The organism is Bacillus sp. ISL-4 (genome assembly GCF_018613275.1).
GTDB lineage: Bacteria > Bacillota > Bacilli > Bacillales > DSM-1321 > Peribacillus > Peribacillus simplex_E.
This window is the reverse complement of sequence record NZ_JAGGQN010000042.1, coordinates 20,545-34,080: the sequence shown is the minus strand read 5'-3', so window position 1 is coordinate 34,080 and position 13,536 is coordinate 20,545. Positions and strand designations below refer to the sequence as shown.

11 protein-coding genes are annotated in these 13,536 nt (G+C 42.3%); all 11 read left to right on the top strand.

Annotated features, from left to right (window positions below):
* The first annotated feature begins 179 nt into the window (after positions 1 to 179).
* The 11 genes from J7J00_RS22490 to yabN all read left to right on the top strand — a co-directional run bounded on the left by J7J00_RS22490 (position 180) and on the right by yabN (position 13,528).
* Positions 180 to 1,172, top strand: coding sequence for a sulfonate ABC transporter substrate-binding protein (locus J7J00_RS22490; RefSeq protein ID WP_214794744.1), 993 nt, complete (start codon positions 180 to 182; stop codon positions 1,170 to 1,172).
* Positions 1,169 to 2,341, top strand: coding sequence for an FMNH2-dependent alkanesulfonate monooxygenase (gene ssuD / locus J7J00_RS22485; protein WP_214794742.1), 1,173 nt, complete (start codon positions 1,169 to 1,171; stop codon positions 2,339 to 2,341). The genes J7J00_RS22490 and ssuD overlap by 4 nt, the downstream gene beginning before the upstream one ends.
* Positions 2,310 to 3,089, top strand: coding sequence for an aliphatic sulfonate ABC transporter permease SsuC (ssuC, locus tag J7J00_RS22480; RefSeq protein WP_396020599.1), 780 nt, complete (start codon positions 2,310 to 2,312; stop codon positions 3,087 to 3,089). The genes ssuD and ssuC overlap by 32 nt, the downstream gene beginning before the upstream one ends.
* 13 nt (positions 3,090 to 3,102) lie before the next feature.
* Entirely contained in the window at positions 3,103 to 3,855 is a 753-nt protein-coding gene (locus J7J00_RS22475) for an ATP-binding cassette domain-containing protein (RefSeq protein WP_214794738.1), read from the top strand.
* A 161-nt stretch (positions 3,856 to 4,016) separates the two neighbouring features.
* Entirely contained in the window at positions 4,017 to 4,655 is a 639-nt protein-coding gene (locus J7J00_RS22470; RefSeq protein WP_214794736.1) for a 50S ribosomal protein L25/general stress protein Ctc, read from the top strand.
* A gap of 261 nt (positions 4,656 to 4,916) precedes the next feature.
* Entirely contained in the window at positions 4,917 to 5,477 is a 561-nt protein-coding gene (gene pth / locus J7J00_RS22465) for an aminoacyl-tRNA hydrolase (RefSeq protein WP_098372664.1), read from the top strand.
* Positions 5,478 to 5,582: 105 nt separating this feature from the next.
* Complete coding sequence (gene fin / locus J7J00_RS22460; RefSeq protein WP_034316319.1) at positions 5,583 to 5,813, top strand: anti-sigma-F factor Fin; 231 nt, start codon at positions 5,583 to 5,585, stop codon at positions 5,811 to 5,813.
* A gap of 164 nt (positions 5,814 to 5,977) precedes the next feature.
* Positions 5,978 to 9,514 (top strand): transcription-repair coupling factor, encoded by a 3,537-nt coding sequence (gene mfd / locus J7J00_RS22455; protein ID WP_214794734.1) that lies wholly within the window; start codon positions 5,978 to 5,980, stop codon positions 9,512 to 9,514.
* A gap of 188 nt (positions 9,515 to 9,702) precedes the next feature.
* A complete protein-coding gene (gene spoVT / locus J7J00_RS22450; RefSeq protein ID WP_063235918.1) occupies positions 9,703 to 10,239 on the top strand; it encodes a stage V sporulation protein T in 537 nt (178 codons plus the stop codon).
* A 201-nt stretch (positions 10,240 to 10,440) separates the two neighbouring features.
* Positions 10,441 to 12,063 carry a putative polysaccharide biosynthesis protein gene (locus tag J7J00_RS22445; protein WP_214794732.1) on the top strand — a complete coding sequence of 541 codons (1,623 nt, stop codon included), beginning with the start codon at positions 10,441 to 10,443 and terminating at the stop codon, positions 12,061 to 12,063.
* A complete protein-coding gene (gene yabN, locus J7J00_RS22440) occupies positions 12,056 to 13,528 on the top strand; it encodes a bifunctional methyltransferase/pyrophosphohydrolase YabN (protein WP_214794730.1) in 1,473 nt (490 codons plus the stop codon). The genes J7J00_RS22445 and yabN overlap by 8 nt, the downstream gene beginning before the upstream one ends.
* Positions 13,529 to 13,536 lie beyond the last annotated feature (8 nt).

Sequence of the window (13,536 nt, the reverse complement as noted above, 5' to 3'; positions counted from 1 at the left end):
ATTCATGGAATGAAAACCTGTACTAACGCAAGTGCATATTGGTTAACGCCGATCGGACTACCGAAGGCTCCTTTTCACTTACCATTGAACATTAGGCATCTTTTTGCCCTATTGTCCTATTGGTGAAGAAAAGGAGCCTTTTATTTTTATATAAATAGTTTAAGAAGGGTGTGCAGAATATGAAAAAACGAAAGATATGGCTGCTGTCCATCTTCAGCATCTTCATGCTGATAGTGAGTGCATGCGGGCAGGAAAAGAACAGTTCCACAAGTGCTGATGCAAAAGAATCGGATAAGACCATCCGAATCGGTTATCAAAAATTCGGGACATTAAATGTTTTAAAATCAAAGGGAGAGCTGGAAACACATTTAAAGGAAGTGGGTTATACAGTCGATTGGACTGAATTCCCTGCAGGACCTCAACTGCTTGAAGCCTTGAATGTCGGCAGCATTGATTTTGGGCACACAGGGGAGGCACCGCCGATATTTGCACAAGCAGCCAATGCTCCGCTTGTCTATATTGCCAATCAGCCGGCAAACCCATCAGGAGAGGCCATAGTCGTACAAAAGGATTCACCCATTAAAAATGTGAAAGATTTAAAAGGTAAGAAGGTTGGCTTGAATAAAGGTTCCAATGTTCATTACCTATTGGTCAAAGCGTTAGAGGAAGCAGGTCTTACTCTTGATGACATTCAGCCCGTCTACTTGCCACCGGCTGATGCGAGGGCTGCTTTTGAAGGAAACCAAATCGATGCCTGGGTAATATGGGATCCATTTTTATCAGCGGCGGAATTGGAACTTAAAACGAAAACGATTCAGGATGGAGAAGGACTGGTGGCGAATCGTGAATTCTTTTTGGCAACTGATTCATTTGCCGAGAACGAAGAGGCTTTGAAGATTATCAAAGAAGAACTGATAAAAGTTGATAAATGGATTGAAGAGAACCCAAGGGATGTTGCTGAGTTTCTATCACCGGAAATTGGAATGAGTGTTGAGGCATTGGAAAAAACATTAAATAGAAAAGAATATGGACTTGAGGAAATTTCCAATGGCGTTTTGGATGATCAACAAAAGATTGCCGATACGTTTTACAATCTTAAATTAATCCCAAGCAAGATTAATGTTCTGGATGCATCTGCAGATGTTAAAAAAATTAAGGGGGAAATAAAATGAAAGTATTTTGGTTTTTGCCATCACATGGGGAAAGTCGCTATTTAGGATCGACAAAGGGAGGGAGGGCAATCACGCTTCCTTATTTAAAACAAATAGCACAGGCGGTCGATCATTTGGGATTTGAAGGAGCGTTGCTTCCGACGGGACGGTCTTGTGAGGATGCATGGGTAGTTGGTTCTTCATTGATTTCCGCAACGGAAAGAATGAAATTTCTAGTTGCGGTACGACCAGGTTTAATGTCGCCAACCTTGGCTGCCAGGATGGCTTCGAGCTTCGACCGGCTGTCGAATGGACGTCTCTTGATCAATGTAGTAACTGGAGGGGACCCGGTCGAACTGGCAGGTGATGGCGTATTTCTGAATCATAAGGAACGCTATGGGCAAACAGATGAATTTCTTGATATCTGGAGAAAGGAGATGTCCGGGGACAAAGTGGACTTTGAAGGGGAGCACCTAAAGATTGAAGGCGGGGATATCCTGTTGCCACCTATACAAAAACCGTACCCACCACTCTATTTCGGAGGTTCATCCGATCCGGCCATCGATATATCTGGAAAGCATATTGATGTGTACTTGACTTGGGGTGAGCCGCCGATGCAAGTGGCTGAAAAAATTGAAAAGGTACGTAAAAAGGCAGCAGAGTATGGACGTGAGGTCAGGTTTGGCATACGGATGCATGTCATTGTAAGGGAAACGGAAGAAGAAGCTTGGCAGGCAGCGGACGAACTTATTAAATATGTGGATGACGAAATGATTGAAAATTCACAAAAGATCTTCGAAAGGTTTGATTCAGTGGGCCAAAAGCGGATGTCGCAACTCCATAACGGAAACAGGGATTCGCTTGAAATCAGCCCTAACCTTTGGGCAGGTGTAGGTCTAGTGCGCGGGGGCGCAGGTACGGCACTGGTAGGGAGTGCAGAAAATGTTGCCGCCAGAATGAAGGAATATGAAGAAATCGGAATAGAATCCTTTGTTTTATCTGGATACCCTCATCTAGAAGAAGCATACAGAGTTGCGGAATTATTATTCCCTTTACTCCCTGTTGAACAGCTGGAAAGTCCCGTTTCAAAAGCTACGAGCCCATTTGGGGAAATACTGGCCAATGACCACTACCCTACAAAAGGAAGTGAAAATGAAGATGCAGAAAAAATTAAACAAAAAGTTCAATAGGTTCCAACTCATATCTTGGCTTGTGCCCATTTTCCTTTTGGTAACTTGGCAGCTGCTGTCTTTGTGGGGGATTTTGTCGGATCGGATATTGCCTGCCCCGACTGAAGTGTTTAAAGCAGGTGTCGCTTTATTGGGGACAGGTGAACTTATAGATTATATCGGCATCAGTGCTCAGCGTGCCTTCATCGGCTTTTTAATAGGCGGGATCATTGGTTTTGTACTAGGTTTATTAAATGGATTATCATCCATTGCTGAAAGCCTATTCGATACTTCGCTTCAGATGTTGCGTAACATTCCGCATTTAGCTTTAATACCGCTGGTGATTTTATGGTTTGGTATAGAAGAAGAAGCGAAAATCTTCCTTGTCGCTTTAGGGGTTCTTTTTCCTATCTATCTAAATACATTTCATGGAGTGAAATCAGTGGATAAGGGATTGATCGAAGCAGCGAGGGTTTATGGGTTAAGTGGTTTTTCTTTATTCTGGAATGTTATTCTCCCTGCCGCCTTTCCATCCATTTTGGTGGGTATCCGCTTCTCTCTTGGAATCATGTGGGTCACATTAATTGTCGCAGAAACAATATCCGCTAATTCCGGAATTGGATATATGGCTATGAATGCCCGGGAATTCATGAGGATGGATATTGTTGTTCTTAGTATTCTCTTATATGCCTCATTGGGAAAAATATCGGACGTTGCGGCCAAAATAATCGAAAAAAGATGCTTAAAGTGGCATCCATCATACCAATGAGGAGGTCATTAATATGAAAAATGGAAATTCGTTGGAGTTGCAGGGTGTAAGAAAGGATTTTGGGGAGTTTGAAGTATTAAAGGGGATGGACCTCACATTTAAAAAAGGGGAATTCGTAGCCATTGTCGGTAAGAGTGGATGTGGAAAGAGCACCTTGCTTCGTCTTGTGGCAGGACTGGAAAAGCCGACGGGCGGGCAGATACTGGTGAATGGAAAGCCGTTGAAAGGATTAAATAAATCTTCACGTACGATGTTTCAGGATGGAAGGCTTTTTCCTTGGAAAAAGATCCTTGAAAATATTGGTATAGGCTTGAAAGGGGATTGGAAGCCAAATGCCATGGAATTACTGGAGCAAGTGGGCCTTGCAGATCGAGCAAGTGATTGGCCGTCCGTTTTATCCGGTGGGCAAAAGCAAAGGGTTGCATTAGCGAGGGCATTGGTGAACCAACCTGACATTCTCCTCTTGGATGAGCCGTTAGGGGCATTGGATGCTTTGACGAGAATGGGCATGCAAAGGCTGATTGAAGAACTATGGAGGAAAAGGGACTTTACTGCCTTGCTTGTTACACATGATGTTGAAGAAGCTGTAATGCTAGCCGACCGTGTCATATTAATCGAAGAAGGCAAAGTCGTCATGAATAAGGAAATCAATCTGCCGAGACCACGGAAAAAGGATAGTATTCAATACTCATCACTAGCAGCACAAATCCTTGACCGAGTGATGCAAGTTGAGGGGGAAATGGAAAAAAAAGCGATTCACGCTTGAATTAGAGAAAAAAGATTTTGCGGCGAATACCTATGTTTACCATATGTTTATCCCCTTCTTGCTTCCTTCGGATTTTACCTTTCATGTTTAATGATTCGCCATTTAGGGAAATGTTAAATATAGAGAAACTTGTAATTCATATTCAGGAAGGCGGAGGATGTATGAGTAATATATTAGCTGCAAAAGAACGTACGGATTCAAAACACTCTAATTTAAGGAATTTGAGGGAAAATGGCGAAATCCCTGCGATAGTATATGGCAATAAAAATGACAGTACGTCCATTTCGGTCAATAATATCGAGCTTCAAAAGACAATCAAGGAAATAGGCCGTAATGGAATCATTTCTTTGGAATTGGAAGGTGCGAGTTATAAAGTCATGCTCTCTGACTATCAAAAGGATCCATTAAAGAACTCCATTTATCATGCAGACTTTTTAATTGTAGATATGTCCGCTCAATTACAAGCGCAAGTTCGCATTAACCTTGTCGGTGTTTGTAAAGGCGTGAAAGACGGTGGGGTCCTTCAGCAGTCACTTCATGAAGTCACGGTTACGGCTAAACCTAATGACATTCCTGACTCCATCGATGTTGACGTTACCGAACTTCAGGTAGGGGATACAATCTACATATCCGATATCCAAACGAATAAGCAAGTTACAATCGACAATGATGGTGAAGAAGTTGTTGCATCCGTTTTGGCCCCTCGTCAGGAAGAGGAGATAAGCACAGGTGAACAGCAAGATGGCGGTATCCCTGAAAATGAAGAAGGCAGGGAAACCAAGGCATCACCAGAGTCATGATGCCGGGATTAAACAAGTGAATCGTGATATAATAGGCGTAGCTCTTAACGAGTTACGTCTTTTCAATCTCTGGATGCATCAATTAAAACCGGACCATTTTTTTCGTAATGGATTCCTTTAATTAGGATTTTTCCTAATTAGTTCTCCTGTCGCTTGCAGGCCAGCTTGAAATTAGGGTACTATTTTTCTAAGGTCAATGATCTTGGAAAAACTTCGTCCCAGCGTAACTCCCTAAATAACCGTAATGACGGAGTGTGAATCATGAAAATTATTGTAGGGTTAGGGAACCCAGGTAAACAGTATGAAAAAACCCGGCATAACGTCGGATTTGAAGTAATAGATGAGTTATCCAAAAGATGGTCGATTCCCCTTGATCAAGCAAAACATAAGGGAATCTATGGTGCAGGAATGGTAAAGGGAGAAAAAGTTTTATTGCTTAAACCATTAACCTACATGAACTTGTCAGGAGAATCCATTTCGGCTGTCATGCATTTCTTTAAGGTGGACATCGCGGATGTGGTCATTATATATGATGACCTTGATTTGCCTCCAGGGAAGCTTCGCCTTCGTCAAAAAGGTAGTGCAGGCGGTCATAATGGGATAAAATCTTCAATTGCCCATTTGGGTACGCAAGAATTCAATCGAATCAGAATAGGCATTGGCCGCCCGATTGGCCGCATTCCGGTATCTGATTATGTATTGGGGCGTTTTTCGCCTGAAGAATGGGATCATGTCGGGGCAACGATCGAAAAAAGTGCAGCCTCTTGTGAAGCCTGGATGGAAAAGCCATTTATACAGGTCATGAACGAATATAACCAATAAGCAGAGAGTAGATATAAGTAAAGAATAATATCTTCCTGTTTCGCTGAATAAAACCCCTCTACTTTTGTACATACTAACACTATTACTAAAATAGGGGGTTACCAAATGGCTCTCCATTATCGATGCCGACATTGCGGAACTAAGCTGGGCTCAATCGAGGCACACTCACTGAGTACGGAGCAGTTAGGTTTTAATCAACTTACCGATGAAGAGCGACAAGAGATGATCGTTTATGATTCTGAAGGGGATATGCATGTAAGGGCGATATGTGAAGATTGCCATGAATCGCTGCAAAGAAACCCTGATTTATATGAAAACGATTATATTATTCATTAGCGGAAGAGGGCTTTGGACAAAATCCAAAGCATTTTTCCGTTTGTCTGGAATACCAGGGCACATAAAATTGCCGTTAATAAAGAGGACGCTTGGTGAAATGGCCAAGTTCAAATAAAATGATTACAAATGGTTTTTCGCACGTTAAAGAGAGGGGGGGAAAGAAAATGAATGGATTGCAGAACTTGTTCTCCAAACAAGATGATGTTCATTCGTTAATAGCCGGCATCGATGAAGGGCTTAAAGAGCAGATCGTCTCTGGTCTGACAGGTTCCTCGAGATCACTATTGCTGGCTTCCGTATATGAAAAGACGAATAGGCCTATTTTATTAGTTACCCATAATTTATTGCAAGCACAAAAATTCCATGAGGACCTATCCAGTTTCATTCCCGAGGAAGAATTATATATATATCCAGCCAATGAATTGATTGCGGCTGATTTGAGTGTTGCCAGCCCGGAATTAAGGGCCCAACGAGTAGAGGCATTGAACTTTTGGGCGGAGGGAAAGAAAGGGATTGTCATTGCGCCAATTCCCGGGGTGCGTCGTGTGCTTCCTCCAAAGGATATTTGGAAGAGGCATCAGCTTATCTTTAATTTAGGGGAAGACATCGAGCTTGAACCAACGCTTAATAAATTCATTGCCATGGGTTATAACCGGTCTGAAATGGTCGCTTCTCCAGGTGAATTCAGTATCAGGGGCGGTATAATCGATATTTATCCGATCACCGAACCTAATCCAATACGAATTGAATTATTCGATACCGAAATAGATTCAATAAGAACCTTTTCAAGCGAAGATCAGCGATCCATCGAGAAACTCAAGAAAGTGACGATTGGTCCCGTCAGTGAGGCTTTGCTAGAGACGGAGCATATCGAAAGAATCATAACAAGGCTCGAGAGCGGATTAAGTAAAAGCTTGAAGAAACTTAAAGACGAGAAAACCAAGGAACAGCTGGTTCAAACGATCAGTTATGAACTTGAACAGCTGAAAATGGGGAATATACCCGACAAAATCTTTAAATACTTAAGTTTAGCGTATGAAGATCCAGCTAGTTTAATAGATTATTTACCGGTAAATGGTTTGGTTTTCTTGGATGAAATCAGTAGAATCCAAGAAATCAATGATTCTTTGGAAAAAGAAGAGGCTGGGTGGTACACGGATCTTTTAAGTCAGGGACAAATTATCCATGACATCAAATTAGCTCATCCCATGCAGGAATTAATAATGAAATCCAGCAGGCCGCTTGTATACCTTTCATTGTTTTTACGGCATGTACCGCATACAAATCCTCAGAATATCCTGAATTTTTCCAGTAAACAAATGCAAAATTTCCATGGACAGATGAATGTGTTCAAAGCTGAACTGGAACGTTGGAAAAAAGGGAAATATACAGTCGTCATACTTGGACAGGATGAAGAACGGGTAAAAAAGCTGCATTCGGTTTTAGCCGATTATGATATAGAGGCCGCAGAACTGTTTAATGCGGACAGCATTCTTCCAGGTAAAGTACAGATTTTACGCGGAAGTCTTAATAGCGGCTTTGAATTACCTATGCAAAAATTCAGTATCATTACGGAAACGGAATTGTTTAATAAGAAGTCAAAGAAATCAATACGGAGACAGAAACTATCGAATGCGGAGCGAATCAAGAGTTATTCCGAACTGAAGATTGGTGATTATGTCGTTCATGTTAACCACGGTATCGGAAAATACTTGGGCATTGAAACCCTTACGATAAATGGGGTCCATAAAGATTACCTGAATATTCGTTATCAAGCGGATGACAAATTGTATGTTCCTGTCGACCAAATTGATCTTGTCCAAAAATATGTCGGTTCTGAAGGAAAAGAACCGAAGCTTTATAAGCTAGGCGGAACGGAATGGAAACGAGTCAAAAGTAAGGTTCAATCATCCGTTGAGAACATTGCCGATGATTTAATCAAGTTATACGCAGAAAGGGAAGCGGCAAAGGGCTATGCCTTTTCACCTGATGGTGATATGCAGAGAGAATTCGAAACATCATTCGCTTATAACGAAACGGAAGATCAATTACGTTCCATAGTCGAAATCAAAAAGGATATGGAACGTGAACGGCCGATGGATCGTTTATTATGCGGCGATGTTGGATATGGGAAGACTGAGGTGGCGATCCGGGCCGCTTTTAAAGCCATAATGGATGGCAAGCAGGTAGCATTTCTTGTTCCGACCACAATCCTCGCCCAGCAGCATTATGAAACATTAAGGGAGCGTTTTCAGGATTATCCCATTTCGATCGGTCATATGAGCCGTTTCCGGACTAAAAAACAACAAACGGAGACGATTAAAGGATTGAAGGCCGGCACTGTGGATATTGTCGTTGGCACGCATAGGATTTTATCCAAAGATATCGTGTACCGCGATTTGGGATTGCTTATCATTGATGAAGAACAGCGCTTTGGCGTTACACACAAGGAAAAGATCAAACGGTTAAAAACTAATGTGGATGTACTGACTTTGACCGCGACGCCGATTCCGAGGACCCTTCATATGTCCATGCTGGGCGTGAGGGATCTGTCCGTGATCGAAACACCGCCTGAGAACCGGTTCCCGATCCAAACTTATGTCATGGAGTATAATGGCTCGTTGGTAACGGAAGCCATAGAACGGGAATTGGCCAGGGGTGGTCAGGTTTACTTCCTTTACAATCGGGTAGAGGATATAGCAAGAAAAGCAGAAGAAATTTCCATGCTGGTGCCCGATGCCCGTGTCACCTATGCTCATGGGCAAATGACAGAGCAAGAACTGGAAGCCGTCATGTTCGGCTTCTTAGAAGGTGAATATGATGTTCTGGTAAGTACAACCATTATAGAGACGGGTGTTGATATCCCGAATGTCAATACGCTCATAGTGAATGAAGCGGATAGAATGGGACTTTCACAGCTCTATCAGCTGCGTGGCCGTGTAGGGCGATCCAACCGGGTGGCATATGCATTCTTTACTTATAGGAAAGATAAAGTGCTGACGGAAGTGGCAGAAAAACGTCTTCAATCCATTAAGGAATTTACAGAATTGGGTTCAGGGTTCAAAATCGCGATGCGTGATTTATCCATCAGGGGAGCTGGAAACATTCTAGGGGCTCAACAACATGGCTTCATCGATTCAGTTGGTTTTGATCTGTATTCACAAATGTTGAAAGAAGCGGTAGATGCGAAACGTAATGACCAACCAGCCGAAGAAAAGAACACCCTGGAAATTGACGTTGAAGTGGATGCTTATATCCCTGATGCCTACATAATGGATGGACATCAGAAAATAGAAATGTATAAAAGGTTCAGAGGGATTGCTTCGCTTGAAGAAGTGGAAGAATTACAGGATGAAATGATCGATCGTTTCGGAGAATATCCAGAAGAAGTTTCCTATTTATTCATGATTGCCGAAATGAAGGTATATGCTGAAAAGGCCGGAATTGAAAGCATTAAACAATTAAAGCAGGAAATCAGCATTCTCCTTAGGGAAAAGGTCAGCAGCGATGTGGATGGACAAAAGGTGTTCGAGCTGGGATCGAAGTATGGCCGTATGGTTGGCTTCGGCATGGACGGCAACCGAATGAAGCTGGTCCTGCACATAAAAGGTGTAGAACAAAGCAAATGGCTTAATATCTTATTTGAGATGGCCAAGGGTTTACAGTATGTAAAAAAAGAGACGCAAGCCACTAAAAACTAAAATTGAATGATTATCCTCTTGAAGAAATTTTTTTAGGTACCATGGTAAAAAAATGCAACAAAAAGAAAAATTTTTTCAAAGTGCATAGAACTTACCATTAGAAAAATACTAAGTACAATAGCTGGTGATGATTTTGCTACAAAATGAGGATTTATCAAATCAATTAGATGAAAGTGAGGCAACATTAGATGAAAGCAACTGGTATCGTTCGCCGAATTGATGATTTAGGAAGAGTCGTCATCCCGAAAGAAATCCGCAGGACCCTCCGTATTCGTGAAGGAGATCCACTGGAAATATTTGTAGATAGAGATGGAGAAGTCATCCTAAAGAAATACTCACCTATCAGTGAATTAGGCGATTTTGCAAGGGAATATGCAGAAGCACTTTATGATAGCCTTGGAAACCCAGTTATGATTTGTGACAGGGATACTTACATTGCAGTGGCAGGCGGCTCCAAAAAAGAATACTTAAATAAAAGCGTTAGTGAACTAGTGGAAAAAATCATGGAAGAAAGAAATCCTGTCCTGGAGTCTCCAAATGGACAAATTTCATTCGTTGATTCCAATGATGAAGAGGTCCAATCTTATACTGCAGCTCCAATCATTGCGAGTGGTGACCCGATTGGTGCCGTATTGATTTTCTCTAAAGATAGTACCATTGGTGAAGTGGAACAGAAATCGGTTGAAACAGCAGCAAGTTTCCTAGCTAGACAAATGGAACAGTAACCTTGGACATGCCATTATATTTTTTAAGGTGGAAAGGGCAGCAATCGCGCTGTCCTTTTTGCTCTTTCTAAAAGGCTAACTGGATGGGGGCAGACTCAAGGTGAATATGGAAACTAATTAACAGTATGGGCTGGAATAGAAAAATAACCATTGGAATTATGCTATAATAACTACCACATATGAGTGAAAAGGGGAAAAAGAATGGCTGAAAAGCCTTATAAAACACCAAATGAACTTTTTCGAGGTGCGCTGATTTTGAGCGCAGCAGCGATTATCGTAAAAGTATTGAGTGCGGCCTATCGCATACCATATCAGAACATTGCAGGTGACATCGGGTTTTATATCTATCAACAGGTCTATCCCTTCTACGGTGTTGCTTTTACATTATCAACACTCGGCTTTCCGGTAGTCATATCCAAACTTATTGCAGAACGGGAGTCTTCCAAAAATAACTTTGCGGTCAAGGACATTTTAATGACATCATTCGTCGTCTTAAGTTCGATAGGAGTCATGATGTTTGCTGCACTGTTCCTTGGCGCTGATTGGATTGCAGGATGGATGAAGGATCCGCATTTAGCCGGTCTGCTGAGACTCGTTGCCTATTCCTATTTATTAATGCCGATTTCATCTGTTTTAAGAGGCTATTTTCAAGGAATGAACGACATGCTGCCGACTGCAAGTTCGCAGGTCGCTGAACAATGCATCCGTGTGTTGACGATACTGGTTCTTTCCACAATTTTCGTGTACCAGGGCTACTCTCCTTATGTGGTCGGCGAGGGGGCAGTCCTCGGTTCGATAACCGGCGGCATTACTGGCCTGGTCCTGCTTATTGCTTTCGTTAGTTTAAGAGAAGAATGGAAGCTTTTTTTACGAATGAAAATCAAACCGGTACATTTCATCAAAATTTCCAAAGTCCTGGTTTTTCAAGGGTTAGCCTTTTGCATAACTGGCTTGATCCTTATCTTGTTTCAGTTTGTCGATTCAATGCACCTGTATTCCCTACTGAGGGAAACGGGGATGGGGGAAAGGGAAGCCAAGGAATGGAAAGGGGTATATGACCGAGGACAGCCTTTGCTTCAGCTAGGTACAGTCGTGGCTAATTCTTTTGCGTTGGCGCTTGTACCTATAATATCCGGATTCGTTCAGAGGAAAAGTGAACATGAATTATTGAATAAGATCAAATTGGCGCTTCGTGTAAGTGCGACGCTAGGACTCGCAGCTGCGATCGGGCTGGTGGTGACGATGAAGCCTGTCAATCATATGCTGTTCACGGATACCAAAGGGACAATTACTTTAGCAATTTTCTCTTTATCAATTTTATTCACATCCCTCATAATGGCAGAAGCAGCAGTGATTCAAAGTTTAGGTTATTCGTTCATACCGGTGATCATTACGCTTGTGGGGGTGGGCAGCAAGTGGGCTTTGAACCTTGTTCTAGTGCCTCATTACAAGATCGCGGGAGCAGCCTCGGCAACAGTGCTTGCGTTTATGATCATGACTGTATTATTTTATGTGGTATTGAGAGTACATATTAAAAAGACATTAATTGAAAAGAAACACGTGTTAATAATCTTGAAGAGTACGGTTTACATGGGTACGGCGGTTGTTTTATTCAATAGTTTATTCGAATTGATGTTTTCAGGCGAGAGCCGGTTGTTAGCTACGATCCAAGCTTTGATCGGTGTAGGGATCGGTGCAGCCGTTTTTGTGATGACGGCCATTCGTGCAGGCTTATTTGGAGAAGAAGAACTTTCACTTATACCTGCAGGTTCGAAGCTTAAACGATTTATAATAACGAATAGGAGTATGCGAAATCATGAATGAGATTACGATAATAGGCCTTGGTGCAGGGGATTTAGACCAGCTTCCTCTAGGGATTTATAAAAAATTGATACAAACAGAACAATGTTTCGTCAGAACGATTGATCATCCGGTAATCGGGGATTTGAAAAGGGAAGGAATAAATTTCACGGCGTTTGACGGGATATATGAAAAGCACGACCAATTTGAAGCTGTATATGAAGAAATTGCCGGAACATTATTACAAGAGGCTTCGAACCGTTCTGTTCTATACGCAGTTCCGGGGCATCCCATGGTTGCGGAAAAAACGGTGCAGCTTTTGCTCGAAAAGGGTCCGGCTCTTGGAATAGCCATTAAGCTGGAAGGCGGGCAGAGTTTCCTTGATCCCTTGTTTCAGGCTGTTAGAATCGATCCGATTGAAGGGTTTCAGCTATTGGATGGAACAGATCTTTCACCGGATGATTTGCACATTGCCCAGCATATGATAATCGGACAGGTGTATGACGCATTCAGTGCATCCAATGTGAAGCTGACCTTAATGGAAAAGCTACCGGATGACTACGAGGTATATATCGTTACAGCGGCAGGAAGCAGTCAGGAAAAAGTGACAAAATGTGCTCTCTTCGAACTCGACCGTCAGATGGAGTTAAGTAACTTGACGAGTGTTTATGTCCCGCCTGTTAGCGAAGAAGCTTTACGATATAGGGAGTTTTCTAAGCTGCGGCAGGTCATTGCAGAACTTAGAGGTCCTGACGGATGTCCTTGGGATAAGAAACAAACTCATGAAAGCTTGAAGAAATATCTAATAGAAGAGGCATATGAGCTGATTGATTCCATCGATGAAGAGGACGATGAGGGCATGATTGGTGAACTTGGGGATGTGCTGCTTCAGGTGATGCTTCATTCACAAATCGGTGAAGATGAGGGAATGTTCACGATAGATGATGTGATTGAAGGCATTACGGCAAAAATGATTCGACGCCACCCTCATGTATTCGGAGATGTTGAAGTGAACGGCGAGGAAGATGTATTAGTGAACTGGCAGAAAATCAAAGAAGATGAAAAAGGGAGCGAAACAAAAGCTCCGCAATCCATACTGGATGGTATTGAGAAATCGCTGCCAAACTTACTTCGGGCCGAAGAGTATCAAAAAAGGGCTGCCAAGGTTGGATTTGATTGGGATGAGGTTTCCGAGGCCTGGAAAAAGGTAAGGGAAGAAGTGCAGGAATTGGAAGAGGAAATATTAAGCCCGAACAGGGATGTCGAAAGAATAAAATCAGAGCTGGGCGACCTCTTTTTTGCGCTTGTCAACATTTCACGTTATTATGACATACAAGCGGAAGAAGCCGTCTACAAAGCAAACCAGAAATTCCACCAGCGTTTTACATATATAGAAGAGTGCATTCAAAGGGCAAACAAAAAATTTGAGGATTATACATTGGAAGAACTGGATTCATATTGGGATGAAGCAAAAGCTAAAGGACTTTAATTAAGGGA

Bases quoted from the DNA above. Each gene is read 5' to 3' on its own strand.
- ssuC (WP_396020599.1), top strand. From the start codon at position 2,310: ATGCAGAAAAAATTAAACAAAAAGTTCAATAGGTTCCAACTCATATCT.
- J7J00_RS22475 (WP_214794738.1), top strand. From the start codon at position 3,103: ATGAAAAATGGAAATTCGTTGGAGTTGCAGGGTGTAAGAAAGGATTTT.
- yabN (WP_214794730.1), top strand. From the start codon at position 12,056: ATGAATGAGATTACGATAATAGGCCTTGGTGCAGGGGATTTAGACCAG.
- J7J00_RS22445 (WP_214794732.1), top strand. From the start codon at position 10,441: ATGGCTGAAAAGCCTTATAAAACACCAAATGAACTTTTTCGAGGTGCG.
- pth (WP_098372664.1), top strand. From the start codon at position 4,917: ATGAAAATTATTGTAGGGTTAGGGAACCCAGGTAAACAGTATGAAAAA.
- spoVT (WP_063235918.1), top strand. From the start codon at position 9,703: ATGAAAGCAACTGGTATCGTTCGCCGAATTGATGATTTAGGAAGAGTC.
- fin (WP_034316319.1), top strand. From the start codon at position 5,583: ATGGCTCTCCATTATCGATGCCGACATTGCGGAACTAAGCTGGGCTCA.
- mfd (WP_214794734.1), top strand. From the start codon at position 5,978: ATGAATGGATTGCAGAACTTGTTCTCCAAACAAGATGATGTTCATTCG.
- J7J00_RS22490 (WP_214794744.1), top strand. From the start codon at position 180: ATGAAAAAACGAAAGATATGGCTGCTGTCCATCTTCAGCATCTTCATG.
- J7J00_RS22470 (WP_214794736.1), top strand. From the start codon at position 4,017: ATGAGTAATATATTAGCTGCAAAAGAACGTACGGATTCAAAACACTCT.
- ssuD (WP_214794742.1), top strand. From the start codon at position 1,169: ATGAAAGTATTTTGGTTTTTGCCATCACATGGGGAAAGTCGCTATTTA.